A 24,820-nucleotide genomic window follows, 5' to 3' on the forward strand; every position below is an offset into this window, starting at 1 on the left:
GCTTCGGCTCAGCCGAGCACGAGCACCAGGTCGCCGCCGTCGACCGCCTGGGTGCCGGAGAAGGCGAGGCGGGAGACGGTGCCGTCGACGGGGGCGGTGATGGCGGCCTCCATCTTCATGGCCTCGATGGTGGCGACGGTGTCGCCGGCCTTGACCGACTCGCCGGCCGCGACGGCGATGGTGACGACACCCTGGAACGGCGCCGCGACCTGGCCAGGGACCGACGGGTCGGCCTTCTCGGCCGCGGCGACCTCGGCCGCGACGGAGCGGTCGCGCACGCCGATCGGGCGCAGGTGGCCGTTGATCGTCGCCATGACCGTGCGGATGCCGCGCTCGTCGGGCTCGGAGACGGCGGTGAGCCCGAAGATGACCGTCTTGCCCTCGGAGATCTCGACGATGTGCTCCTCGCCCTCGCGCAGGCCGTAGAGGTAGTCGAGGGTGGAGATCACCGACACGTCGCCCCACTTCGAGCGGGCCTCGGCGAAGTCCTTCGTCGGGCCGGGGAAGAGCAGCCGGTTGAGCGTGCCGCGGCGGTCGGAGACGAGCCCGGCGGCGTCCTCGGCCGACAGCGTCGGCGAGGGCTCCTTCCAGGTGCGTCCGGCGATCGCCTTGCTGCGGAACGGCTCGGGCCAGCCGCCCGGCGGGTCACCGAGCTCACCGTTGAGGAAGCCGATGACCGAGGCCGGGATGTCGTACGCCGCCGGGTCGGCCTCGAACGCGGCCGGGTCGGCACCGGCCGCGACGAGCGAGAGGGCGAGGTCGCCGATGACCTTGGACGACGGCGTGACCTTCGGGACCCGGCCGAGGATGGAGTTGGCCGCGGCGTACATGTCCTCGATCTGCTCGAACTTCTCGCCCAGGCCGAGCGCGATCGCCTGCTGACGCAGGTTGGAGAGCTGACCGCCCGGGATCTCGTGGCGGTAGACCCGGCCGGTCGGCGCGGGCAGTCCGGACTCGAAGGGCGCGTAGACGCGGCGTACGGCCTCCCAGTAGGGCTCCAGGGAGTTGACCGCCGCCAGCGAGAGGCCGGTGGCACGCGGGGTGTGGTCGGTCGCCGCCACCAGCGAGGAGAGCGGGGGCTGGGAGGTGGTGCCGGCCATGGACGCGGTCGCGGCGTCGACGGCGTCGACACCGGCCTCGATCGCGGCCGTCAGGGTGGCCAGCTGGCCGCCCGCGGTGTCGTGGGTGTGCAGGTGGACCGGCAGGTCGAACCGCTCGCGAAGTGCGGTGACCAGCGTGCGTGCGGCAGGCGCCCGCAGCAGCCCGGCCATGTCCTTGATCGCCAGCACGTGCGCGCCGGCCGAGACGATCTCCTCGGCCAGCCGCAGGTAGTAGTCGAGCGTGTAGAGCTTCTCGTCCGGCGAGGAGAGGTCACCGGTGTAGCACAGCGCGACCTCGGCGACGGCGGTGCCGGTCGAACGCACCGCGTCGATCGCCGGCCGCATCTGGGAGACGTCGTTGAGCGCGTCGAAGATGCGGAAGACGTCGATCCCGGTCTCCGCGGCCTCCGAGACGAACGCGTCGGTGACCTCGGTCGGGTAGGGCGTGTAGCCCACCGTGTTGCGACCGCGCAGCAGCATCTGCAGGTTGATGTTCGGGATCGCCTCGCGCAGCTGCGCCAGCCGCTCCCACGGGTCCTCGGAGAGGAAGCGCAGGGCCACGTCGTACGTCGCCCCGCCCCAGGCCTCCATCGACCACAGCTGCGGCGTCAGCCGGGCGACATGGCCGGCGACGCCGAGCAGGTCGGTCGTGCGGACCCGGGTCGCGAGCAGGGACTGGTGGGCGTCGCGGAAGGTGGTGTCGGTGACCGCCACCGCCTCCTGGGCACGCAGCGCGGCCGCGAAGCCCTCCGGCCCGAGCTGGCGCAGGAGATCGCGAGAACCCGCCGGCGGCGCCGCCGTCAGGTCGACCGGCGGCAGCTTCTCGACCGGGTGCAGCGAGACCGGCGCGGCGCCGTACGGCTGGTTGACGGTCACGTCGGCCAGGTAGGTGAGCAGCTTGGTGCCGCGGTCGCCGGAGGCCCGCGCGGTCAGCAGCTGTGGGTGGGTCTCGATGAACGAGGTGGTGATGTTGCCCGCGATGAAGTCGGGGTCGTCGAGCAGCGCCTGCAGGAACGGGATGTTCGTCGCGACGCCACGGATCCGGAACTCCGCCACGGCCCGGCGGGCCCGGGTGACGGCGTCCTCGAAGGTGCGCCCGCGGCAGGTGAGCTTGGCGAGCATCGAGTCGAAGTGGGGCGAGACCTCGGCCCCGGCGTACGTCGTGCCGCCGTCGACCCGGATCCCGGCGCCGCCGGGGGAGCGGTAGGTGGTGATCATGCCCGTGTCCGGGCGGAAGTTGTTGGCCGGGTCCTCGGTGGTGATCCGGCACTGCATCGCGGCGCCGCGCAGCTGCACTGAGTCCTGGGACAGGCCGAGGTCGGCCAGCGTCTCGCCGGCGGCGATCCGCATCTGCGAGCGGACCAGGTCGACGTCGGTGACCTCCTCGGTCACGGTGTGCTCGACCTGGATGCGCGGGTTCATCTCGATGAAGACGTAGTTGCCCGCGGGGTCGAGCAGGAACTCGACGGTGCCGGCGCAGGAGTAGCCGATCTCCTTGGCGAACCGCACGGCGTCCGCGCAGATGCGTTCGCGCAGCTCAGGGTCGAGATTCGGGGCCGGCGCGATCTCCACGACCTTCTGGTGGCGGCGCTGCACGGAGCAGTCCCGCTCGAAGAGGTGGATGACGTTGCCCTCGCCGTCGGCGAGGATCTGCACCTCGATGTGGCGCGGCTCGACCACGGCCTGCTCGATGAAGACGGTCGGGTCGCCGAAGGCGGCCTCGCCCTCGCGCATACAGGTCTCGACGGCCTCGCGAAGCTTCTCCGGCGAGTCGACCCGCCGCATCCCGCGACCGCCACCGCCGGCGACCGCCTTCACGAACAGCGGGTAGGGAAGCGCGGAGGCGGCCGAGACGAGCGCGTCGACGTCGGTGGACGGCTCGACCGACTGCAGCGTGGGTACGCCGGCAGCCTTCGCCGCCGCGATGGCGGTGGCCTTGTTGCCGGTGAGCGTGAGGACCTCCGCGGACGGTCCGATGAACGTGATCCCCGCCTTGGCGCAGGCCTCGGCCAGCGCCGGGTTCTCCGAGAGGAACCCGTAGCCGGGGTAGATCGCGTCCGCGCCGCTCTGCTTGGCGACCTCGACGATCGCGTCGGGATCGAGATAGGCCCGGATCGGGTGACCGAGCTCTCCGATCTGGTAGGCCTCGTCGGCCTTCAGCCGGTGCTCAGAGCCCCGGTCCTCGTAGGGGAACACGGCGACCGTCTTGGCCCCGAGCTCGAAGCCGGCACGGAAAGCTCGGATCGCGATCTCGCCGCGGTTGGCAACCAACACCTTCTTGAACATGGCCGCCACGGTACCCATCAGAATCGGCTTGTCCAGGGTGTGGGACGTTACCGCCCGGTGGGTGGACGCATCATCGGCCGAGCAGGGCGTCCTGCTGCTCGGCCATCTGCTCCCGGAGCCCGCCCACGACCGCGGCGACGGCCGGCCGGCGCCACGACTCGGGATGCACGACCGCCCAGTAGGGCAGCCGCTGGTGCATCTCCTCGTGGAGCATCCGGACGAGGTCGGGGTGACGGTCGGCCATGAAGCAGGGCAGCAGGCCGAGACCGGCCCCGGCCCGGGTGGCCTCCACGTGCACGAACACGTTCGTCGAGGTGACGGCGTCGCGGATGCCGGGCAGCAGCCGTCGGGGGATGTCGAGGTCGTCGACCTGGAGCATCGAGTCGACGAAGTAGACCAGGCGGTGGCGTACGACGGCCTCCTCGATCGTGGCGGGGGCGCCGTGGCGTTCCAGATAGCCCGGCGAGGCGTACAGACCGAGCTCGTACTCACCCAGGCGCATCGCCCGGCCCCGGTTGACCGCGGGCTCGCCGACGACCACCTCGATGTCCACGCCGGAGCGGTGCTGTGCCGCCTGCCGGGTCACGGTGACGATCTCGACCGCGAGCTCGGGATGGTCCTGCCGCAGCGCCGCGACCGCCGGAGAGGCGATGTACGCCGCGAACCCGTCGGTCGTCGACATCCTGACCACACCGGCCACCGGGTCGGCGGGCTCGTCCGCGGCCAGCCGGGCCAGCGACTCGGCGACGCCCTCGGCGGCCCGGGCCGCACGCTCGCCCAGGGCGGTCAGTGCCCACCCGTCGGAGCCGCGCACCAGGACCCGGCCGCCGAGGGCGCGCTCGAGGGCGGAGATGTTGCGGCTGACCGTCGTGTGGGTCAGGCCCAGCGAGCGGGCGGCGGTGGTGAAACGCCCGCTGCGCGCCACCTCCAGCAGCACCAGCAGCTGGTCGGCGGAGGGCGGTGTCGGGGTGGAGGTGGCCATCAGTCCACCCTAGTCCTGAATGTGCATTTTCGTTCACAGCGTGTGCCAACATGCGCGTTGCAAGCACAATATGATCACTGTCACACTCCCAGCCATGTCCTCGACACAGCCGGGCGCCACCGCCGCCCCCACCGATCCCCCCGCCGACGAGCGGAGCCTGCTCCGCAGGACCGTGGCAGCCTCCATGGCCGGCACGGTCGTGGAGTGGTACGACTTCTTCCTCTACGCCACCGCCTCGGCGCTGGTCTTCGCGAAGGTGATCATGCCGGCCACCGGCAACGCCTACGACGCGATCATCGCCGCCTTCGTCACCTACGCCATCGGGTTCGTCGCCCGCCCGCTGGGCGGCGTCGTCTTCGGCCACATCGGCGACCGCCTCGGCCGCAAGTACACGCTCCAGCTGACCATCATGCTGATCGGCGTCGCCACCGTGCTGATGGGCTGCCTGCCGACGTACGGCCAGGTCGGTCTCGTCGCGCCGATCGCGCTGGTGCTGCTGCGGTTCGTGCAGGGGCTCGCGCTGGGTGGGGAGTGGGGCGGTGCCGTCCTGCTCGTCGCCGAGCACGCCCCGGACGCCAAGCGGGCGACCTGGGCCGCCTGGCCGCAGGCCGCGGTGCCGGTGGGCAACCTGCTCGCCACGCTGGTGCTCACGCTGATGACCATCACGCTCTCCGACGCCGCGTTCCTGGCCTGGGGCTGGCGGGTCGCGTTCTGGCTCTCGGCCGTCGTCGTCCTCGTCGGCTACTTCATCCGCCGCTCGGTGACCGACTCGCCGATCTTCGAGGAGGCGAAGGCGGAGCAGGCCGACGCCGCCTCGGCCGGCTACGGCGTCTTCGAGGTGCTGCGCCGCTACCCGGTGGGCGTGCTCAAGGGGATGGGCCTGCGGTTCGCGGAGAACATCATGTACTACCTGGTGGTCTCGTTCTCGATCGTCTACCTCGTCGAGGACCAGAAGATGGACCAGGGTGCGCTGCTCGGCCTGATCGCCATCGCCCACGCGTGCCACTTCTTCTTCATCCTCGCCGTCGGCCGGATCGCCGACGGTGTGGGCCGCAAGCCGGTCTATCTCGTCGGTGCGGTCCTGGGTGCCACCTGGGGGTTCTGGGCGTTCCCGATGCTCGACACCAAGAGCAACGTCGCGATCGTGGCGGCGCTGATCGCCGGCCTGGCGATCCACGCGCTGATGTACTCCACCCAGCCCGCGATCATGGCCGAGATGTTCCCGACCCGGATGCGCTACTCGGGCATCTCGATCTCCTACCAGGTGACCTCGATCTTCGCCGGCTCGCTCGCCCCGCTGCTGGCCATCGCCTGGCTCAAGGACACCGGCACCTGGACCAACACCGCGATCTACCTCGCCGTGGCCGGCATCATCACCGCGCTCGTCGTGCTGACCCTCAAGGAGACCAGGGGCACGTCGCTGCGGGCGCTGGACCGGGCCGACGCCGACCGTGAGGCCGCACGCGAGGTGAGCCCGGCGTGAAGTCGGATACGGCTGTCTCGGGCGCCGTCGATCCCGGACGTACGCTGCAGGGCCGGCGGGCCCTGGTCACCGGCGGCGCCTCGGGGATCGGCGCGGCGGTCGCCCGCGAGCTCGCCGCCCGCGGCGCGCGGGTCGTCGTCGCCGACGTGGCCGGGGACGCCGCCCGCGCCCTCGCCGAGGAGATCGGCGGCGAGGCGTGGGTGGTGGACCTGACCGCCACCGAGGAGCTCGACGACCTCAGCCTCGAGGTCGACGTCCTGGTCAACAACGCCGGCATCCAGCGGGTCAGCCCGATCGAGGAGTTCGACCCCGACGACTTCCGCCGGATCCACTCGATCATGCTCGTCGCGCCGTTCCTGCTGGTCAGGGCCGCCCTGCCGCACATGTACGCCAACGGCTGGGGCCGCATCATCAACATCTCCTCCGTGCACGGCCTGGTCGCCTCGCCCTTCAAGAGCGCCTACGTCTCGGCCAAGCACGGCCTGGAGGGACTCTCCAAGGTCACCGCCCTCGAGGGCGGGCCGCACGGCGTGACCAGCGTCTGTGTCAACCCGGGCTACGTGCGTACGCCGCTGGTGGAGAAGCAGATCGCCGACCAGGCCGCGGTGCACGGCATCGAGGAGTCCGAGGTCGTCGAGCGGGTGCTGCTGCAGGATGCGGCGGTGAAGCGGCTGGTCGAGCCGGCCGAGGTCGGCTCGCTGGTCGGCTGGCTGACCGGTCCGGACGCCTCGATGGTCTCAGGCGCCTCGTGGGCCATGGACGGTGGCTGGAGCGCCCGGTAGCCCCAGCCCGTCCCCGCTCAGGCCTGCGTACGCCACCAGTCCACCGTCGCCTTGGCCCCGGTCTCGAGCGGGGTGGGGGACAGGCCGAGCAGCGACTCGCTGGCCGAGGAGTCCAGCACGAACGGCTTGTCGAACTGGTAGACCATCTCGGCCAGCTCCCGGGTGCCGGCGTGCACCGCACCGATCGCCTTGAGCGTCCAGGTCGGGATGCGGCCGACCCGCGGGGCGGCGACCCCGGCCACGTCGGCGTAGAGCTCGACCATGGCCCGCTGCGAGATCGCCGGCGCGGTGGGGGCGTGCAGGAAGGTGTTCCACAGGCTCTCCTCGTCGGCCGCCCGGATCATCGCGGCGCCCAGGTCCGGGACGTACGTCCAGGAGTGCGGTGCGTCCGGGTCGCCGAGGACGCGCATGGTGCGGCCGGCGAGGACCGTCGGCACCATCCGCTCTCCGGCGTGCGCGTTGCGCACCAGCGGGCCGTAGAAGTCCGAGGCCGCGACGCTGACCGTCGGTGTCGGGGAGGCGTCGCGGGCGCGGAGCAGCTCGACCCGCACGGCGGGCTTGCCGAAGTCGGCGTTCCGCGGGGTCTGCTCGGTCATCGGCCCGGTGACGTGGCCGTAGGCGTAGAGGCTCTCGGGGAAGACGACCACGGCGCCCGCCTTCCCGGCGGCCTCGAGCACGACCTTCTCGGCCCGCGGGAGCTCGGCACGCCAGGTGTCGGCGGCGTAGGCGCTGCCGTGCATGCAGTGGAAGACGGCGCGGGTCCCGTCAGCGGCGTGGGTGAGGGTGTCGAGGTCCGAGGCGTCGCCGCGGAGCCGCTCGATGCTCGCGTGCACCGGGCCGCTGCCGGAGCGGGTGAGGAGGCGAACCCGATCACCGCGGGCGGCGAGCTGCTGGGCGATGGTCGCGCCGACGGGGCCGGCGCCGATGACGAGGTAGGTGCTGTTCATGGCTGTGTCCTTTGGTTTCTGGGGTCGAGCCTGTCGAGACTCCGAGAGCAGTGCTCTCGGAAAGAGTCTGACGGTTGCCGACGGCAAAAGCAAGAGCAGTGCTCACTTTTGTTGACAGCGCTCTCCGGGACGGGTCACGATGACGCCATGACAGCCACCTCACGAGACGGCACCCCACGCGAACGGGCGCGGGCGCAGACCATGGACGAGATCGTCCGGATCGGCCGCGAGCACCTGGCGGTCCACGGCGCCGCCGCGCTCTCGCTGCGCGCGGTCGCCCGCGATCTCGGCGTGGTCTCCTCGGCGGTCTACCGCTACGTGAAGAGCCGCGACGAGCTGCTGACGCTGCTCCTCGTCTCCGGGTACGACGAGCTCGGCGACGCCGTCGACGCGGCCGTCGCGGCCGCCCCCGAGGACGACCACCGCGCCCAGTTCCTGGCCCTCGGCCGCGCGGTCAGGACCTGGGCGCTCGCCGAGCCGGCGACGTACGCGCTGCTCTTCGGATCGCCCGTCCCCGGCTACGCCGCGCCGGATGAGCGCACCAGCGTGCCGGGCACCCGGGTGCCGGCCGCGATGCTGCGGATATGTGCGGGCGCTCTCGCCGCGGGCAGGCTGACCCTCCCCGAAACGTCGGAGGAGATCTCGCCCGCGCTCGCCGTGGGTCTCCAGGGCATCCGCGACCAGCTCGGCCTCGACATCCCGGACGCCGGGCTCACCCGCGGCGTACTCGTCTGGACCAGCCTCTTCGGCCGGGTCAGCTTCGAGATCTTCGGCCAGTTCGGCCCCGATGCGTTCGGTGACCCCGCCACCCTCTTCGAACTCCACCTGGCAGTCCTGGCCGACACCCTAGGACTCGCCGAGTAGTCAGTTCCTGGTGTCGAGAGGTCAAAAACTGACGGCGAGAGGTCACCGGAGTGACCTCTCGCCGTCAGAAACCGACTAGTCGCCGTCAGAAATCGACGTCTCGGCGAGCTACTTGATCTCGGCGATGACTGCGCCGTTGGCGACCGTCTCGCCCACCGTCGCATTCAGGCCGGTGATGACGCCGGCCTTGTGGGCCTTGAGGGGCTGCTCCATCTTCATCGCCTCGATGACCACGACGACGTCGCCCTCGGCGACCTCCTGGCCCTCCTCGACGGCGATCTTGACGATGGTGCCCTGCATCGGCGAGGTGACGGAGTCGCCGGAGGCGGCCGCGCCGGCCTTCTTCGCCGAGCGCTTCGGCTTCTTGGCGGCACCGGTGCCGCCGCCGACCGCGAGGCCACCGAGCCCGGCGGGCAGCGAGACCGAGAGCCGCTTGCCGCCGACCTCGACCACGACGGTCTGACGCTCGACGTCTTCGGCCGGCTCGCCGGCAGCACCGGCGTACGGCGTGATCTGGTTGTCGAAGTCGGTCTCGATCCAGGTCGTGTAGACGTCGAAGGAGCCGTTCTCGGCGGTGTAGGCCGGGTCGCTGACGACGGCCTGGTGGAACGGGATGACGGTGGGCATGCCGTCGACCTTGAACTCGTCCAGGGCGCGACGCGAGCGCTCGAGTGCCTGGGTGCGGTCGCGGCCGGAGACGATCAGCTTGGCGATCAGCGAGTCGAACGAGCCCGGGATGGTCTCGCCCTTCTCGTAGCCGCCGTCGAGGCGTACGCCCGGGCCGGCCGGGGGCGCCCACTCGGTCAGGGTGCCGGGGGCGGGCATGAAGTTGTTGCCGCCGTCCTCGGCGTTGATGCGGAACTCGATGGAGTGGCCGCGGACCTCGGGGTCGTCGTAACCCAGCTCCTCGCCTGCGGCGATGCGGAACATCTCGCGGACGAGGTCGATGCCGGTGACCTCCTCGGAGACGCAGTGCTCGACCTGGAGGCGGGTGTTGACCTCGAGGAAGGAGATGGTGCCGTCGGCGGCGACGAGGAACTCACAGGTGCCCGCGCCGACGTAGCCGGCCTCGCGCAGGATCGCCTTGGACGACTCGTAGAGGCGCTTGTTCTGCTCGTCGGTCAGGAACGGCGCGGGGGCCTCCTCGACCAGCTTCTGGTGGCGACGCTGCAGGGAGCAGTCGCGGGTGGAGACGACGACGACGTTGCCGTGCTTGTCGGCCAGGCACTGGGTCTCGACGTGGCGCGGCTTGTCGAGGAACTTCTCGACCAGGCACTCGCCACGACCGAAGGCACCGACGGCCTCGCGCACGGCCGACTCGTAGAGCTCGGGGATCTCCTCGAGGGTGCGGGCGACCTTCAGGCCGCGACCGCCACCACCGAAGACCGCCTTGATGGCGACCGGGAGGCCGTACTCCTCGGCGAAGGAGACGATCTCGGAGGCGTCCTTGACCGGGTCCTTGAGGCCCGGGGCCAGCGGCGCACCGGCCTTCAGCGCGATCTGCTTGGCCTTCGCCTTGTCGCCCAGCGCGTCGATCGCCTCGGGCGAGGGGCCGATCCAGGTCAGGCCGGCGTCGATCACGGCCTGGGCGAAGTCGGCGTTCTCCGCCAGGAAGCCGTAGCCCGGGTGGACCGAGTCAGCACCGGACTGGCGCGCCACATCGATGATCTTCTCGATGGACAGGTAGGACTCCGCCGGCGTGGCTCCGCCGAGTGAGTAGGACTCATCGGCCAGGCGCACGAAGAGCGCGTCACGGTCGGGGTCCGCGTAGATCGCTACGGAGCCGATTCCGGCGTCCTTGCACGCGCGGATCACTCGGACGGCGATCTCACCGCGGTTGGCGATCAGGACCTTTGTCAGTGGCTTGCTCAACGAGAACTCCTCCATCGTGAATGCAAGGACATGCTAGGGGAGGCCTTCCGGCCTGGCTTCAGACAGCCGTAGTAACGATTGTCACACTCCGGTGAGCTGAGCGAGCGACGAGGTTACCCGTGCGTAGACCTCGTCGTCGACGAGCTCACCTCCGTGACGCAGCGCCAGCACCGCCGCTCCGGCCAGTCCGTCGGTGGCGAGAACCGCCCCGGGAGCGACCCGTGCGGCGAAGTCCGGCTGCCGGGCCAGGACGCTCCCGGCAGCGACCAGCGGCCCCTCGACATCAGACGTACGCACCGCCGCCAGCGTCTCTGCCAACCCGGCCGCGGCCCGGTCGAGGATGCCCGCGGCGACCTGGTCGCCGGCGCCCGCCGCGGTGAAGACGAGCGCTGCGAAGTCGGCCAGTCGCAGCGGCGGCATCGCGTAGAGGGCAGCGGTCGCCGCGACCAGGGTCGCGGTCCGGCCGCCCTGTCGACGGTCGTCGACGGCGATCCCGAGCCGGTCCAGCAGCAGGCCGGTCAGCGACGTGGTCGCGCCCCGCCCGTCGAGGGGCGCCAGCCCGGCACGTACGACCTCACGGCCCAGCCAGAAGCCGGAGCCGACGTCGCCGAGCAGCCAGCCCAGCCCGTCCGAGATACCCGCCAGCCGGCCGTCCTCGACCCGCACCGCCGACGCCCCCGTGCCGGAGAGCAGCACATAGCCGTCCGGCGCCGCCGTCCCCGAGAAGTACGCCGCCAGCACATCGAAGTCGAAGACCGGCTCGCTCGCGACCAGCCCGGAGAGAGCGGACACGATCGCCGCCCGGTGCCCGGGGTCGGCCGCACCGGCGACCGCCAGCGCGGCGCCGGCGACCGGACCGGCGTTCGCGGAGGTCACGGCCTGGGTGACCGCGTCCCTGATCGCCGCGGTGGCGGCGTCGACGCCGGCGGAGGTCGGGTTGCCGCTGCCGGCCTTCCCGACGCCTCTGCAGAGCCCGTCGGAGGAGACGACGACGGCCCGAGTGCTGGTGCCTCCAGCGTCGAGGCCCAAGTAGTTGTTATTCATTGACACCTTTTCGTAACAGAAAACCATTGCCAGGCGTACTCTCTCCAAATAGTTTTCGAGCGCAGGCCTCGGCATACAGTCGCGGCGCGAGTTTGCTAGGTGGGTGGACTAATTGACCAGAGACGTGTTCGGAGCCTTCGACGAGCAGGTTCGCACACGCCTGTCCGAGCTGCAGTCGATTGCGCAGTCCGGGGGTCTCGACGAGGCGGTCGAGGCGATGGTGACCAGCATCCGCAACGGCGGCGTGCTCCAGGCCTTCGGCACCGGCCACTCCCAGGCGTTCGCGATGGAGATCGCCGGACGGGCCGGTGGTCTGATCCCCACCCACGCCATCGCGCTGCGCGACACGGTCCTCCAGGGGGACCGGCCGGCGAGCGACCTCAAGGGCGGTCTCCTCGAGCGTGACACCAACATCGCCGACGAGCTCTGGGAGCTCCACGAGTTCCACCCCGAGGACGTCTTCCTGATCGCGTCCAACTCCGGCGTCAACGGCTCGATCGTCGGCATCGCGCTGCGCGCGAAGCAGGAGGGCCACACGGTGATCGCGGTGACCAGCCTCGAGCACACCAACGCGGTCACCCCCAAGCACCCCAGCGGCAAGCGCCTGGCCGAGATCGCCGACGTGGTGATCGACAACCTGGCCCCGTTCGGCGACGCGACCGTCCCGGTCGGCGACGGCGGCATCCTCGCCGGTGCCGTCTCCTCCATCACGGCGGCCTACATCGCCCAGCTCCTGACCCTCGGCACCGCCGCGCGGATCCAGGAAGCGGGCGAGACCCCGCCCCTCTATCTCTCCGCCAATATCCCGGGTGGCGATGAGCACAACGATGCGTTGAAGGCTCGCTACGGCGAGCGCATCGGAAGCATGGCCTGAACACCCGTAAGAAGAAGTAAAGAGGAACCCACCCGAAAGAAGGCAGCACGATGTCCCAGCAGCTTCACCGGCTCGACCGCCGGACTCTTCTGCGCGGCACCCTCGCCGGCGCGGCGCTCGTGTCGTTCTCCGGAGCGCTCGCAGCGTGTGGCGCGCCCGGTAGCGACACCGACAAGTCCGGCGGTGGCACCAAGTCCGCGTCCAACCCGTTCGGCATGGCCAAGGACGGCACCGTCGACGCGGTGATCTTCGACGGTGGCTACGGCTACGACTACGTCGAGTTCGCCGCAGGTGTGGTCGCCAAGGAGTTCCCGAAGGCCGACCTCAAGGTCAGCGCGACCACGAAGATCGCCACGGAGCTGCAGCCGCGCTTCGTCGGCGGCACGCCCCCGGACCTGATCGACAACTCGGGTGCGGACCTGATCGGCTTCAGCTCGATCGCCGCCCAGCTCGAGGAGCTCGACGACGTCTTCGAGGCCGACAGCTACGAAGGCGTCAAGATCGAGGACACCCTCTACCCGAACGTCAAGGTGCCCGGCACCTACAGCGACCGGTTCGTGGCGATCAACTACGTCATGACCCTCTACGGCGTGTGGTACTCCGCCTCCCTCTTCGAGGAGAACGGCTGGACCCCGCCGAAGACCTGGGACGAGGCGCTCGACCTCGGTGCCAAGGCCAAGGCCAAGAAGAAGTACCTGTGGACCTGGGGCAAGGAGGCGGCGACCTACTACCGCACCCTGGTGATCGACTCTGCGGCCAAGGAGGGCGGCGACGAGGTGCGTCTCGGCCTCGAGAACCTCGAGAAGGGCATCTGGTCCCACAAGGTCATCCAGGACATCCTGGGCAAGCTCGGCGAGATGGTCAGCAAGGACATGTTCATCCCGGGCGGCGCCGGCACCCAGTTCACCGCCGCGCAGGCCAAGTGGTCCAACGACCAGCAGGCGCTGCTCTACCCGAGCGGTGGCTGGATCGAGAACGAGATGAAGGACGCCACCAAGGACGGCTTCGAGATGACCGGCATCCCGGAGTTCGTGCTCAGCGACAGCTCGGCGCTGCCGTACGAGGCCGTTCGTGCCGCGGCCGGTGAGGCCTTCATCGTCCCGAGCAAGGCGAAGAACCCCGCCGGCGGCAAGGAGATCCTCCGCGCCATGCTGTCGAAGGAGGCCGCGACCAACTTCGCCAAGACGAAGCTCGCGCCGACCATCGTCAAGGACACCATCCCTGCCGACGGGTTCGGCTCCGCGGCGCTGAAGTCGCAGAGCGCGATGCTCGACGCCGCCGGTGAGAACACCTTCAACTTCCAGTTCTACGACTACTACGGCACCAACGCCGACGAGCTGGTCGTGTGGAACTCGTTCCTCTCCGGTGACCTGGACGTGAAGGGCCTGACCAAGGCCGTCCAGGGCATCTTCGACAAGGTCGCGGACGACTCCTCGATCGAGAAGCTCAAGGTTTCCTGACACCATGCCGGACCCATCCACCACGATGGCCGTGACGGCAGGCGGCCCCACCGAGGAGAATCCTTGGGGGGCCGCCCCCGGCCGGCGTCGCCGCAAGCTCACCCTCGACCGGGCACTGTTCATGACAGTCTTCCTCGGCCTTCCGGTCGCGGTCTTCGTCATCTTCGTCGTGGTCCCGATCGGGCAGGCACTCTTCTACTCGCTGACCGACTGGACCGGCTTCTCCCCGGTCATGAACTTCGTCGGCCTGGACAACTACGCCAAGCTGCTCCACGACGAGACCTTCCTCAAGGCGCTGCGCAACAACGTACTGCTGACGATCGTGGTGCCGCTGGTGACGCTGGTCGCGGCCCTGGCGATAGCGGTGGTGGTGACCACCGCCGGTCCCAGCACCGGTCAGGTACGCGGTCTCAACGGCTCCGCCTTCTACCGGGTCGTCTCGTTCTTCCCCTACGCCGTCCCGGCCGTCGTCATCGGCCTGCTCTGGGCGCAGGTCTACGACCCGGCCGCCGGCCTGCTCAACGGGATGCTCACCGGCATCGGGCTCGACGGCTTCAAGGACTACGCCTGGCTCGGGGAGGTGCGCGCGGCGATGCCGGCGTCGATGTTCGTGATGATCTGGGCCAACATCGGCTTCTACACCGTGCTCTTCGTGGCCGCGATCAAGGGCGTACCGGCGGAGATCTACGAGGCCGCCCGCATCGACGGGGCCGGCCGCTTCCGCACCGCCATCTCGATCACGCTCCCCTCGATCCGTGACAACGTGCAGACGGCCTACATCTACCTGGGCATCCTGACCCTCGACGCCTTCGTCTTCATGGCCGCGCTCAACCCTGGCGGCGGCCCCGCCAACAGCACGCTGACGATGAGCCAGCACCTGTTGAACATCGCCTTCAAGAAGAGCCAGTTCGGCTACGCCACTGCCATGGGCGTCGTGCTCGCCCTGGTCACGCTGCTCTTCGCCGCCCTGGTCTTCGCCGTCTTCCACTTCGCCGGTGGACGGGACAAGAAGGGAGACGTACGCCGATGAGCACCGTCACTCTGGACAAGCCTGTCGCTGCCCGCTCCGGCGGCCAGCGGCGCACGCCCGGCGACGCGCTGGTCGCCGGCACCTCGCACACGATGCTGATCATCTGGTCGGTGATCGTCATCGTCCCGTTCTGCTGGGTGGTGCTCTCCTCGTTCAAGACGTCGAAGGAGATCCTGTCCTCGCCGTTCTCGCTGCCGGCCGAGTGGAGCTTCGAGAACTACACCAGCGCCTGGACCAAGGCCGGCATCGGGACGTACTTCTTCAACACCGTCATCGTCGTCGGCACCGCACTGGTGCTGGTGATGCTGCTGGGGGCGATGTGCGCCTACGTGCTGGCGCGGTTCGAGTTCTTCGGGCGCAACTTCATCTACTACACGATGCTCGGCGGGCTGACCTTCCCGGTCTTCCTGGTCATCGTCCCGCTGTTCTTCGTGCTCCAGGGCTTCGGGCTGCTCAACACGCTGCCCGGGCTGATCCTGACCTACGTGGCGTACGCGCTGCCGTTCACCGTCTTCTTCCTCTACGCCTTCTTCAAGACGTTGCCCGACGACGTCTACGAGGCCGCGATGATGGACGGTGCGGGGGAGTGGCGCACGTTCTTCCAGATCATGCTGCCGATGGCCGCACCCGGGATGGCCGGCGTGGCGATCTTCAACTTCCTGGGGCTGTGGAACCAGTTCCTGCTCCCGGTGGCGCTCAACACGCAGCGGGAGAACTGGGTGCTCACCCAGGGGATGGCGTCGTTCTCCTCCCAGGCGGGCTACAACGTCGACTTCGGCGCGCTCTTCGCCGGGGTTGTGATGACCGTGCTTCCGGTGCTGGTCGTCTACCTGATCTTCCAGCGGCGGATCTCCGGGACGGTCTCGACCGGCACGTTCCGCTGAGCTCGATCTGACCGGATGTGATGCGGGTCTCGCGCCCTAGGTTAATAAGCGCTAACCTAGGGCGCGTGACCGCATTTCTCCAGCCCGAGCACGAAGAGTTGCGTGCTGTCGTCCGTGACTTCGCCCAGAAGGAGATCGCGCCCCACGCCTCGCAGTGGGACCGCGACCACCACTTCCCCGTCGACGTGGTCCACAAGATGGGTGAGCTGGGCCTCTTCGGCCTGACCGCTCCCGAGGCGTACGGCGGGGGTGAGGGTGACCTCGTCGCGCTCTGCGTCGCGATCGAGGAGCTCGGCCGCGTCGACCAGTCGATCGGGATCACGCTCGAGGCCGCCGTCGGGCTGGGCATCAACCCGATCCTCACCTACGGCACCGACGAGCAGAAGGAGCGCTGGCTCCCCGACCTCGTCGCGGGCAGGAAGCTGGCCGGGTTCGGGCTGACCGAGCCGGGTGCCGGCTCCGACGCCGGTGCGACCGCCACCAAGGCCGTCCTGGACGGCGACGAGTGGGTCGTCGACGGGTCCAAGCAGTTCATCACCAACTCAGGCTCCTCGATCACCTCGGTCGTCACCGTCACCGCGCGCACCGGCACCCGCGAGAACGGCAAGCCCGAGATCAGCACCATCATGATCCCCTCGGGCACGCCCGGGTTCACCGCCGAGAAGGCGTACGACAAGCTCGGCTGGCACGCCTCCGACACCCACCCGCTCTCCTTCGACGGCGCCCGGGTCCCGGCCGACCACCTTCTCGGCGAGCGTGGCCGCGGCTACGCCCAGTTCCTCGCCACCCTCGACGACGGCCGTGTCGCGATCGCCGCCCTCGCGGTCGGCTGCATCCAGGCCTGCCTCGACATGGCGCTCGAGTACGCCGGGGAGCGGCAGACCTTCGGCGGCCCGATCGGCCGCAAGCAGGGCGTCGCGTTCCAGATCGCCGACCTGGAGGTCATGCTGCGGGCCTCGCGCCTGCTGACGTACGAGGCCGCCGCGATGAAGTCGGGGCTCGACTCGGGTGCGGTGACGATGAAGGAGTTCAAGCAGGCGGCCGCCGCCGCGAAGCTGTATGCCACGGAGTCGGCCGTCACCGCGACCCGGATCGCCACCCAGATCTTCGGCGGCTACGGCTTCATGGAGGAGTATCCGGTGGCCCGTTTCTACCGCGACGCGAAGATCCTGGAGATCGGCGAGGGCACCTCCGAGGTCCAGCGCATGCTCATCGCGAGGGGTCTCGGCCTGCCCGTCGAGTGAGGGCGGATCCTACTGCGTACTGAACAAACCGCGGGAAGTAATCAAGAGCCATCTCACCATTGACCGTTTACTGTGGCTCCATGGTGTTCGGGGGACAGCTGCTGGGACGGCTGCGTCGCACCCGCCTCTTCGGTGAGGTGGTCCGCTTCATGATGGTGGGCGGGATCGCGACTGCAGTCGCCTTCGTGCTGTTCAACGGACTCGTCCACGGGTTCTTCCTGGGGGCGGGTCCGATGAACGGCCAGCCGATCCCGGCCTACATCATCGCTAACACGGTCGGCATGCTGATCAGCTACGACCTGAGCCGCCGCTGGACCTTCCGCCACCGCGTCTCCGACCATCCCGACGGCGGCTTCACCGCCTACGTCGTGATCAACGCGGTCACCATGCTGCTACCGATCGCCTGCCTCTACGTCACCCGCAGCGTGATCGGCTGGGACAGCGCCATCGCCGACAACCTCTCGGCGAACGTGGTCGGTGTGCTGATGGGTCAGGTGGCGCGATTCTTCCTGTTCCGGACGTTCGTCTTCGGCCGCCCGATCCGCTACACGCAGGTCTATGGCAGCGTCGACGAGGAGGCGGCCGCGCTCGAGGCCGCCGCCGGACCGCTCCTGGTGGCCCCTGACCGTCGCGAGCCGATCAGCGGTTCCACAGATCAGGCCACGCATGACCGAGCCGGCTGAGCAGATGGCGTAGCAGCGGCAGGCTCAGCCCGACCACGTTGTGGTGGTCGCCCTCGATCCCGGTGATGAAAGCACCGCCGAGCCCGTCGATCGTGAACGCGCCGGCCACGTGCAGCGGCTCGCCGGTCGCGACGTACGCCGCGATCTCCTCGTCGCTCACCTCGGCGAAGTGCACCGTCGTGGCGGCGGTCTGCGACACCTGCCGACCTGTCGCGGTGTCGGTCAGCGCATGCCCGGAGACGAGTACGCCGCTGCGTCCCCGCATCTCCCGCCAGCGCTGGATCGCCTCGTCGGGGTCGTGCGGCTTGCCGAGCGCCTTGCCGTCGAGCTCGAGCACGCTGTCACAGCCGAGCACGAGCGCTCCTTCGGGGACGTCCGACCGGTCGGCGACGGCGTCGCGCTTGAGCTCGGCGAGCCCCAGCGCGAGCTCGGTCGGCGCGAGGCCGTCCAGGACGCTCTCGTCGACGCCGGAGACGATCACCACAGGCTCCACACCTGCGCTGCGCAGCGTCTGGAGCCGAGCGGGGGACTGGGAGGCGAGGACCAGCGTGGTCATGGCTCCACCCTAGGGGGTCGCGGTCCTTTACCTCGGTGCCCGTCCCGACTAGGTTTCGCACATCCAATTCATCTCGACGAGGAGATATCCGACGTGACGGATTACCCGCCGCCCCCGCCCCCGCAGCAGCCGTACGGCGCTGGCCCCGTGGGGGAAGTTTCACTGAGCCAGCCGCTCCGCGGCGCTGCGCCGCGCGACGCCATCGTGCGCTTCTTCAAGAAGTACGCCACGTTCGAGGGGCGCGCCAGCCGCTCCGAGTTCTGGTGGCCCTGGGGTGCCGCTGTGGTCGTCAACATGGCGATCAACCTGCTCCTCGGTTCCGACTCGACGGCCGGGTCCATCGTCGGTGGCCTCTTCTCGCTCGCCATCCTGGTCCCGTCCCTCGCCGTGGGTGCCCGCCGGCTGCACGACACCGGCCGCTCCGGCTGGTGGCAGCTGCTCTGGCTGCTCCCGTGCATCGGCTGGATCGTGCTGATCGTCTTCTGGGCTCTTCCGGAGAAGCCCGAGGGTGACAAGTACAACGTCGCCTGATCGGCGGCTAACCACGAGCGCCGATCAGTCTCTAGACTGATCGGCGCTCGGCCGAAGTGGTGGAATTGGCAGACACGCAGGATTTAGGTTCCTGTGTCTTAGGACGTGCGGGTTCAAGTCCCGCCTTCGGCACCCAGAATCCGGGTCGGACCCGGGGCGCACCAGGGTCGATCCCCATGGACAACAGAGACCTGACCCCCAAGGATGGAAGAACAACACCCCATCCAGAGAGGGATGAAGTCATGTCGTTCAAGGACAACGCGTCCAACTGGCGCGATGGCGTCCAGAAGGGCGTCGAAGGCGCCAAGCCCGCAGTCGAGGACGCCAAGGTGAAGTCGGCACCTCACCTTGTCACCGGCGGCGAGAAGACCATCGAAAAGGCCGGCGAGTTCAAGGCGCAGATCGAGGCCAAGCGGGCCGAGATGGCGTCGGCCCCCGACGCCGACTCGCCGCGCAACCAGGCGATCTCCGGTCTGCTCCAGGTCGGCGCCGCCGCCACCGAGGTCGCCGCCCACGCGGGCGAGTGGCTGAAGGAGACCGGCGCCAAGTGGAGCGCCGGCACCGGCCCCGTGGTCGTCGAGCCTCCCAAGGAGATCCCGGGGGACGTACCTCCTCCGCCGGACTTCAAGAAGCCCGACGACCAGCAGTAGACCCTACGAAGCCAGACCGAGGTCGCGGCGGAGCTTGGCGACGTGACCGGTCGCCTTGACGTTGTACTGCGCGACCTCGATCTTGCCGTCCTCGTCGACCACGAACGTCGAGCGGATCACGCCCTCGACGACCTTGCCGTAGAGCTTCTTCTCGCCGTAGGCGCCGTACGCCTGGTGCACCGCCAGGTCCTCGTCGGAGGCCAGGGTGATGGTGAGCCCGTCGCGCTCGCGGAACTTCGCGAGCTTGGCGGGCTTGTCCTTCGAGATGCCGACGACCTCATAGCCGGCGGCCTTGAGCGAGTCGATCGAGTCGGTGAAGTCGCAGGCCTGCTTGGTGCAGCCGGGGGTCATCGCGGCGGGGTAGAAGTAGACGATCACCTTGCGGCCACGGAGGCTGCTGAGCGAGACCTCCGCTCCGGTGTCGTCGGGAAGAGTGAAGTCAGGGGCAACATCGCCCGGCTCGAGACGCGTCATGTCGACAACCTACCCAACTGATCCGGCGAACCGCAGCGGTGGAGCACGCAGTGGACGTACGCCGGTTGCTAAGGTCTGCGCATGTCCAAGGACCAGACTTCCTCGCTCGAGTCCGAGATCGAAGAGATCCGCGAGCGGCTCGCAGGCACCATCGACGAGCTGATCTACCGGGGCAGCCCGAAGACGATCGTTCAGCGCCAGGTGGCGGCCGTCAAGGCGGTCTACGTCGACCCGGTCTCCGGCGAGCCGAAGATGGGCAACATCGCCAAGACCGTCGGCGGGGTGGTGGGCACCGTCCTGCTCATGGCGACGCTGCGTAAGATCACCAAGGTCAACTGACCACCCCCACCGGCAAGGCAAGACGGAAGTGACCGACAAGACCCCCATCAAGATGCTCCACGACCGGGTGCTGGTCGAGGTGGGTTCCGACGCAGGTGAGCGCCGCTCCTCGGGCGGCATCGTCATCCCGGCGACGGCCGCCATGGGCGCGGCCCGGCGGCTCACCTGGTCGCGTGTGGTCGCGGTCGGCCCGCACGCGCGGGCCGTCGAGATCGGTGACCGGGTGCTCTTCGACGCCGATGACAAGCCCGAGGTCGAGGTCGCCGGAGAGGTCTACATCCTCATGCGCGAGCGCGACGTGCACGCCGTCGCCGCCGAGCGGATCGCGGATGAGTCCACGGGGTTGTATCTCTGAATTTACTGCCGAGTCGGCGCATCCGACCCCTCTGGCTCGCTTCGCTTCGCCAGGCACGGGGTCAGATGCGCCGACTCGGCATCACGAAGGTAGCGCGTTGAACCGGTGCGCCATCACGACGATGTTGCTGTCGTAGCTCGACCCGTTCCAGTCGGTGCAGGTGATGATCACCAGCCGGCCGTCGCCGTGGTCCTGGCCGAAGATGCGCTGGGCCTGCTCGGCCAGCTCCTTGCGGCTGAGCACCTCGACGGAGTCGACCTGGTGCTGGAAGGTCCCGTCCTTGGTGACGACGTCGACCTCCTGCCCCTCCTTGATGTGGTCGAGCTTGTTGAGGCTGCCGCCGCCGGTGTGCACGGTGTGGCCGGTGACCACGGTCTGACCCTGCGCCGAGCCCGGCTTGGCGCTGCCGACCCACCAGCCGATCTCGCGCGGGTTGCGCGGCGGGTCGAGCACCTGACCGTCGAGCCGGATCGGCACGACCTTGGCCCTCGTGTGCAGCCCGGGCAGCTCGAGGCGCTTCGGGGCACCGGGCGGCACCTCCACCGCGGCGCTGCCGGCGGGCCACACCAGCCCGGCCAGCACCATCGCCACGGCGAGCACGACCAAGCCGGTCCACAGGCTGCTCGCCGCCGCGGCGAGCCGCGACGGCGAGTCAGCAGTGGTTTCAGCCACGCCGCAGCATGCGGACGTACGTCGCCGCACCGGCGCCCGCGGCCGCGAGGAGCAGCAGGGTGACGAGGGCGATACGTCCGGCGCTGCCGTCGTCGTAGCTCTCCATGCCGGCGGTCACCACGGTCGGGACCGAGGCCGGAGGGTTGTTCTTCGGCGGGTTGTTGACGACCGTCTTGGTGATCGGGCTGTTCGGGCCGCAGTGGCTCGTGCCGATCGTCAGGTGCGCGAGGCTGCCGCCGACGAACCCCTCGGCTGCCGGCAGGACCTTCGCGTCCAGCGCGGTCACCGTGATCTCGCCGGGCGCGGTGTCCTGCTTGTTGAGGGTGATGTCGAGGACGTTCTCCTCCAGCGGCGCGAGCTGCGACTGGATCTGGCCGAGGGCCGTGTCGAGCACCTGCTTCTGGAGCTGGTCGAGCCCGCCGTTGGCCGGTGCCAGGGCGCCGTTCAGGGCCTTGCTGAACTGGGTGCGCAGAGCATCCAGGATCGCGTCGGTCACGCCGGTCAGGTCGGTGACGACCTTCTGGTTGACGGCGGGGTCGACCGGAAGGTCGACCAGGGTGACGTCGCCGACGGTCGGAACGGTGATGTAGGCCCGGCTGTTCGCCAGGCTGCTGTCGCCGGAGGCGGTGTCCTTGTCGGCGGTGCAGCTGCTCTGCACGGCGCCGAGGTCCAGGTGCAGACCGGGATCGCCCATGGCCGCGAGGAGATCCCCGAGCGCCTTCGACAGCGGGTCGGTGACCGCGGTCTGACTGAGCCCGGCATCCTTCAACGCGGTGATCAGCTGCTGGTCGACGCCCTGGAACAGCCCCGACGAGACGAGCTCGACGTCGCTGAAGTCGAGGCTGGCCGCGTCGAGCGAGATGTTGTCGCCGCCGCTGAGGCAGTTGCCGGACCCGACGGCGACCACGGTCGCGCCGTCTCCGGCGAGACCGGAGCAGGCAGCCGAGGTCGCGTTCTTCTTGGCCACCGCGTCCTGGGCCAGCGTGCCCGCCTGGATCGCTTCCTGCCCACCGAGCGCCGTGATGAGCGGCTCGTTGGTGCCGGTGGCGGACTCTGTGGAGCCGTCATTGGTGACGGCATATGTGCCTGTGTCCCTCGCCCCGGTGCCGGCGAGCTCCAGGCTCAGCGCGGTTGCGGACGCCTGCGACACCGTTGCGGCGCTTGCAGGTGCGGCTGACAAGGCAACCATGGCGGCCGCAGCCGCGACTGCGGCTCCCCGCGCGATGAGTGTTGTGCGCACGTACTTCTCCCCTCCCTTTGACCTTCGTCACACACAACGGTCGAGGAACGCCGGGGGTTACGGGCAGGTAACCCGTTCTGTGCAGCGGAATCAGCTGTCGCAGACCGTGCCGTCCTTGTCGCCGTCTCGATACCACTCGTACTCGGCGTCGCGTCCCTTCCGGTAGGGCCCGTAGCCCTTCGCGGTCGCCTTGGCGCAGGTGTCGAAGCGCGGGTCCTCGCCGGAGCCGCCGGCGGGGGTGCCGCTCTGGCCGGTGCCGGCCTCGGGTGGTCCGGCCTGGGCCAGCCGTACGGTGATCTCGGGGTCGTCGCAGCCCGCGGCGGTCCTCTTCAGCGCGGCCTTCTCGGCACGGTCGACGAAGAGGCTCCAGCGGATCTTCACGGCGACCCAGTCGGCGACGTACGTGCAGTGGTAGCTCGTGGCGTCGGGCATCCAGTCGGCCGGGTCCTGGTCGCCCTTGCTGCGGTTGGTCGCGGCGGTGACGGCGATGAGGGTGCGCGGGTCGCCGAGGTCGTTGGCGTACGCCTCCCGCTCCTCGGCGTTCCATGCGTCGGCGCCGGACTCCCAGACCTCCTTGAGCGGGACCATGTGGTCGATGTCGAGTCCGCCGGGGCGCTTGAGGGTGACGCCGTCGTACGCAGAGAGCCATACGCCCTTGGTGGCCTCGCACCTGCCGCGTGCCTTCTTCCTCGACTCCTCCAGGAGCACCTCGGTGCGGGCGTCCTGGCAGTCGCCGTCGGCGTCGACCCAGTGGTGGAACTTCTCGCGCTCGTAGCCGGAGGTGACCTCCTTGGCCACCGGCAGCCTCGCGATGGCCTCGGTCAGCGGAAGGCTGACCTCTTCGCCGCTGTCGGCGCCGTACCCGGCTTGGACGGCGGTGTCGGGTTCGGCGATCTCGGCGCAGCCGGAGCAGAGGAGTACGACGGCGCACAGGGTCGCCAACGGGCGCAGCATGGGGGACTCCAGAGAATTGGGGAAGAGCTCTGGGGAGCATCGGGGGCGGCGTAACTTTGTCGGATCCTGCGGCGGTCGGCACGCAGGCGCGCCGCCGATCGCTTACCGCAAAAGGAATCCCGGGCCAAGGCTGAGAGCCTTGGCCCGGGACCGGGTGCTGATCGGTGGATCAGGCGTGTGCGCGACGCAGCAGGAACCACCGGGTGGCGGCGGCCGCGGCGACGAGCAGCACGAGCGCGCCGGCGGCGACCCCACCCTTGCCGGCCGGGGACGAGAGCAGGTTCAGCTCGGCGTTGGCCGGGGCGTTGTCGGGCTTGGCCGCGACGCCGGCCTCCGGGTCGGACTTGTCACCGGAGGCGACGACGTCGACGTTCGTCTTCTTGCCGGTGGTGACGGCCTTCTCCTCCGACGCGGTGAGACCGTTGGTGCCGCAGGTGCTGGTGCCGATGGCGACCTTGGCGGCGGTCGGGGCGCCGACCTTCTTGACCGCGTCGAGGACCTTGACGTCCAGAGCGGACACCTCGAGGGCGTGAGCGGACTTGTCCTGCTTGTTCAGGGTGAGCTTGACCAGGTCGGTCTCGAGACCCTTGAGGACGGTGGCGAGCTGCTGCTTGACCAGCTCGATCAGGTTGGTCCGGATCGAGATGTCCAGGACGCCCGGCGCGATCTCGCTCTTCAGGCCCGACCGGAGCAGGGTGTCGACCCGGCCGAGGACGGCGTCGGTTACCGGGGAGAGGTCGGGGACGACCGTCGTGTTCTTCTTCGGGTTCACCGGCAGGTCGGCGACCTGGACGTCACCCTTGCCGGGGACGGTCACGGTGACGGCGGCGTTCTTGAGGCGGGTCGTGCCCTTGAACGAGCTGTCCTTCGCCATGCAGGTGCTCTCGGCGGCATCGAGGTTGATGCCGACCGACAGCCCGCTGACCTTCTTGAGGACGTTGGCGACGACGGTCTGGACCAGGTCGTTCACCGGGCCGAGCTTGACGTGGACGTCCTTGCTCTCGTCGGTGAGCAGGTAGTCGGTGGTTGCGCCCAGCTTCTGGAGGTCGAGCTCGGCGAGGTTCACCCTGACGGCCTCGCCCGGCTTGACGCAGCTGTCGCCGTCACCGATCGCGACCAGGGTCGCACCCTCGCCGGCCAGCGCCGAGCAGGCGCCGGAGTAGACGGTGCCGTTCCGGAGCGCAGCGGCGGCGTCCTGCGCGAAGACGCCGACGGAGATCAGCTGCTGCTCGCCCTTGAGGAGTGGCAGGGCCGGCTTGTTGGTGCCGGAGTTGACGGTCTTCTTGCCGTTGTAGGTGGCGGTGTAGCGGCCGGTGTCCATCTTGACCTTGTCGGACACGTCGACGGTCAGAGCGACCGACGAGGCCTTGGCCTGCGGCTTCTTCTCCGCCGCCGTCGCCGGGGCCGCGGTCACGCAGAGACCGATCATCGCGGTCGCCGCGACAACGGCGGCTCCGCGGACCGAGAGTGGGGAGCGCAAGTGACTTCTCCAATGATGTTGATAACTGTCGATG

At 69.5% G+C, this 24,820-nt stretch carries 24 protein-coding genes and 1 tRNA gene; 14 read left to right on the top strand and 11 right to left on the bottom strand.

The features are described 5' to 3' along the window. Positions 1-8: 8 nt before the first annotated feature. The gene (locus UG56_RS10210; protein ID WP_045551897.1) at positions 9-3,386 is read right to left on the bottom strand and encodes a pyruvate carboxylase; all 3,378 of its coding nucleotides are present in this window, start codon (positions 3,384-3,386) and stop codon (positions 9-11) included. 70 nt (positions 3,387-3,456) lie between these two features. Continuing rightward, the gene (locus tag UG56_RS10215; RefSeq protein WP_071327008.1) at positions 3,457-4,368 is read right to left on the bottom strand and encodes a LysR family transcriptional regulator; all 912 of its coding nucleotides are present in this window, start codon (positions 4,366-4,368) and stop codon (positions 3,457-3,459) included. A gap of 94 nt (positions 4,369-4,462) precedes the next feature. Here UG56_RS10215 and UG56_RS10220 point away from each other — a divergent pair, with 94 nt between their 5' ends. Then, positions 4,463-5,851 (top strand): MFS transporter, encoded by a 1,389-nt coding sequence (locus tag UG56_RS10220; protein ID WP_045552139.1) that lies wholly within the window; start codon positions 4,463-4,465, stop codon positions 5,849-5,851. Next, complete coding sequence (locus UG56_RS10225) at positions 5,848-6,633, top strand: 3-hydroxybutyrate dehydrogenase (protein WP_071327009.1); 786 nt, start codon at positions 5,848-5,850, stop codon at positions 6,631-6,633. The genes UG56_RS10220 and UG56_RS10225 overlap by 4 nt, the downstream gene beginning before the upstream one ends. A gap of 17 nt (positions 6,634-6,650) precedes the next feature. Here UG56_RS10225 and UG56_RS10230 read toward each other — a convergent pair whose 3' ends face one another. Further along, positions 6,651-7,580, bottom strand: a complete 930-nt coding sequence (locus UG56_RS10230; protein ID WP_045551855.1) for an NAD-dependent epimerase/dehydratase family protein — start codon at positions 7,578-7,580, stop codon at positions 6,651-6,653. A 147-nt stretch (positions 7,581-7,727) separates the two neighbouring features. On the opposite strand from UG56_RS10230, the gene UG56_RS10235 reads away from it, so the two are divergent. Next, a complete protein-coding gene (locus UG56_RS10235; protein ID WP_045551854.1) occupies positions 7,728-8,444 on the top strand; it encodes a TetR/AcrR family transcriptional regulator in 717 nt (238 codons plus the stop codon). 108 nt (positions 8,445-8,552) lie between these two features. On the opposite strand, the gene UG56_RS10240 is transcribed toward UG56_RS10235, so the two are convergent. Next, on the bottom strand, positions 8,553-10,331 hold the full coding sequence (locus tag UG56_RS10240; RefSeq protein ID WP_045551853.1) for an acetyl/propionyl/methylcrotonyl-CoA carboxylase subunit alpha: 1,779 nt from the start codon (positions 10,329-10,331) through the stop codon (positions 8,553-8,555). 66 nt (positions 10,332-10,397) lie between these two features. After that, complete coding sequence (locus UG56_RS10245; protein ID WP_071327010.1) at positions 10,398-11,360, bottom strand: N-acetylglucosamine kinase; 963 nt, start codon at positions 11,358-11,360, stop codon at positions 10,398-10,400. A gap of 112 nt (positions 11,361-11,472) precedes the next feature. Here UG56_RS10245 and UG56_RS10250 point away from each other — a divergent pair, with 112 nt between their 5' ends. The 6 genes from UG56_RS10250 (at position 11,473) to UG56_RS10275 (ending at position 17,535) form a co-directional block, all read left to right on the top strand. After that, a complete protein-coding gene (locus tag UG56_RS10250) occupies positions 11,473-12,234 on the top strand; it encodes a sugar isomerase domain-containing protein (RefSeq protein WP_256206540.1) in 762 nt (253 codons plus the stop codon). 50 nt (positions 12,235-12,284) lie between these two features. Continuing rightward, positions 12,285-13,694, top strand: a complete 1,410-nt coding sequence (gene ngcE, locus UG56_RS10255; RefSeq protein WP_045549519.1) for an N-acetylglucosamine/diacetylchitobiose ABC transporter substrate-binding protein — start codon at positions 12,285-12,287, stop codon at positions 13,692-13,694. 4 nt (positions 13,695-13,698) lie between these two features. Then, entirely contained in the window at positions 13,699-14,724 is a 1,026-nt protein-coding gene (locus UG56_RS10260) for a carbohydrate ABC transporter permease (RefSeq protein WP_052693717.1), read from the top strand. Beyond that, complete coding sequence (locus UG56_RS10265; RefSeq protein ID WP_045549517.1) at positions 14,721-15,608, top strand: carbohydrate ABC transporter permease; 888 nt, start codon at positions 14,721-14,723, stop codon at positions 15,606-15,608. The genes UG56_RS10260 and UG56_RS10265 overlap by 4 nt, the downstream gene beginning before the upstream one ends. Before the next feature lie 65 nt (positions 15,609-15,673). Further along, positions 15,674-16,852, top strand: a complete 1,179-nt coding sequence (locus tag UG56_RS10270; RefSeq protein ID WP_045549516.1) for an acyl-CoA dehydrogenase family protein — start codon at positions 15,674-15,676, stop codon at positions 16,850-16,852. A gap of 80 nt (positions 16,853-16,932) precedes the next feature. Further along, positions 16,933-17,535, top strand: coding sequence for a GtrA family protein (locus UG56_RS10275; RefSeq protein WP_045549515.1), 603 nt, complete (start codon positions 16,933-16,935; stop codon positions 17,533-17,535). On the opposite strand, the gene UG56_RS10280 is transcribed toward UG56_RS10275, so the two are convergent. Then, a complete protein-coding gene (locus tag UG56_RS10280) occupies positions 17,492-18,091 on the bottom strand; it encodes a Maf family protein (RefSeq protein WP_045549514.1) in 600 nt (199 codons plus the stop codon). The two genes, UG56_RS10275 and UG56_RS10280, sit on opposite strands and share 44 nt — an antisense overlap. Positions 18,092-18,184: 93 nt before the next feature. On the opposite strand from UG56_RS10280, the gene UG56_RS10285 reads away from it, so the two are divergent. The 3 genes from UG56_RS10285 to UG56_RS10295 all read left to right on the top strand — a co-directional run bounded on the left by UG56_RS10285 (position 18,185) and on the right by UG56_RS10295 (position 19,272). Further along, complete coding sequence (locus tag UG56_RS10285) at positions 18,185-18,622, top strand: DUF805 domain-containing protein (protein WP_256206541.1); 438 nt, start codon at positions 18,185-18,187, stop codon at positions 18,620-18,622. A gap of 50 nt (positions 18,623-18,672) precedes the next feature. Next, positions 18,673-18,754, top strand: a tRNA-Leu gene (locus UG56_RS10290). A gap of 110 nt (positions 18,755-18,864) precedes the next feature. Further along, positions 18,865-19,272: a hypothetical protein gene (locus UG56_RS10295; RefSeq protein WP_045549513.1), complete on the top strand. Its 408-nt coding sequence runs from the start codon at positions 18,865-18,867 to the stop codon at positions 19,270-19,272. Positions 19,273-19,275: 3 nt separating this feature from the next. On the opposite strand, the gene bcp is transcribed toward UG56_RS10295, so the two are convergent. Beyond that, on the bottom strand, positions 19,276-19,746 hold the full coding sequence (gene bcp, locus UG56_RS10300) for a thioredoxin-dependent thiol peroxidase (protein WP_045549512.1): 471 nt from the start codon (positions 19,744-19,746) through the stop codon (positions 19,276-19,278). A gap of 81 nt (positions 19,747-19,827) precedes the next feature. Here bcp and UG56_RS10305 point away from each other — a divergent pair, with 81 nt between their 5' ends. Both UG56_RS10305 and UG56_RS10310 read left to right on the top strand, forming a co-directional pair. Further along, positions 19,828-20,085 (top strand): DUF3618 domain-containing protein, encoded by a 258-nt coding sequence (locus UG56_RS10305; protein ID WP_045549511.1) that lies wholly within the window; start codon positions 19,828-19,830, stop codon positions 20,083-20,085. Between the two features lie 28 nt (positions 20,086-20,113). Beyond that, the gene (locus tag UG56_RS10310; protein WP_084100871.1) at positions 20,114-20,440 is read left to right on the top strand and encodes a GroES family chaperonin; all 327 of its coding nucleotides are present in this window, start codon (positions 20,114-20,116) and stop codon (positions 20,438-20,440) included. An 81-nt stretch (positions 20,441-20,521) separates the two neighbouring features. On the opposite strand, the gene UG56_RS10315 is transcribed toward UG56_RS10310, so the two are convergent. The 4 genes from UG56_RS10315 to UG56_RS10330 form a co-directional block, all read right to left on the bottom strand. Further along, positions 20,522-21,112, bottom strand: a complete 591-nt coding sequence (locus tag UG56_RS10315; RefSeq protein WP_143054989.1) for a class F sortase — start codon at positions 21,110-21,112, stop codon at positions 20,522-20,524. Further along, the gene (locus tag UG56_RS10320) at positions 21,105-22,262 is read right to left on the bottom strand and encodes a hypothetical protein (RefSeq protein ID WP_045549510.1); all 1,158 of its coding nucleotides are present in this window, start codon (positions 22,260-22,262) and stop codon (positions 21,105-21,107) included. The genes UG56_RS10315 and UG56_RS10320 overlap by 8 nt, the downstream gene beginning before the upstream one ends. A 180-nt stretch (positions 22,263-22,442) precedes the next feature. Next, positions 22,443-23,306, bottom strand: coding sequence for a GmrSD restriction endonuclease domain-containing protein (locus UG56_RS10325; protein ID WP_071327011.1), 864 nt, complete (start codon positions 23,304-23,306; stop codon positions 22,443-22,445). 169 nt (positions 23,307-23,475) lie between these two features. Further along, positions 23,476-24,786: a hypothetical protein gene (locus UG56_RS10330; RefSeq protein WP_143054990.1), complete on the bottom strand. Its 1,311-nt coding sequence runs from the start codon at positions 24,784-24,786 to the stop codon at positions 23,476-23,478. Positions 24,787-24,820: the final 34 nt, after the last annotated feature.

The organism is Nocardioides luteus (genome assembly GCF_000960475.2).
Taxonomy (GTDB): Bacteria; Actinomycetota; Actinomycetes; order Propionibacteriales; family Nocardioidaceae; genus Nocardioides; species Nocardioides luteus_A.